The organism is Streptomyces sp. DH12, assembly GCF_020873895.1.
Lineage (GTDB): Bacteria > Actinomycetota > Actinomycetes > Streptomycetales > Streptomycetaceae > Streptomyces.
Map to the genome: position 1 here is coordinate 1 of NZ_JAHWGT010001503.1, position 404 is coordinate 404.

A 404-nucleotide genomic window follows, 5' to 3' on the forward strand; every position below is an offset into this window, starting at 1 on the left:
GCTAGGGATCAACCTCGGCTACTGGGGCGCCGGGATGGACGCGGACAACCTCGCCGTGGCCCAGGAGGCGGACCGCCTCGGATACGCGGTCTGCTGGGCCGCCGAGGCCTACGGCTCCGACGCCGCCACCGTCCTCGCCTTCGTCGCGGCCCGCACCGAGCGCATCGACGTGGGCTCGGCCATCTTCCAGATCCCGGCCCGCCAGCCGGCCATGACCGCGATGACCGCGGCCACCCTCGACTCGCTGTCCGAGGGCCGCTTCCGCCTCGGTCTCGGCGTCTCCGGCCCCCAGGTCTCGGAGGGCTGGTACGGCGTCAAGTTCGACAAGCCGCTGGCCCGCACCCGCGAGTACGTCGAGATCATCCGCAAGGCCATGACCCGCGAGCGCCTCTCCTTCGAGGGCG

At 72.5% G+C, this 404-nt stretch carries 1 protein-coding gene; it reads left to right on the forward strand.

Features of this window, described 5'->3' with window-relative positions:
• Nucleotides 1-404: LLM class flavin-dependent oxidoreductase (locus tag LPA54_RS40775; RefSeq protein ID WP_228985461.1), on the forward strand; the 404-nt coding region annotated here is incomplete at both ends.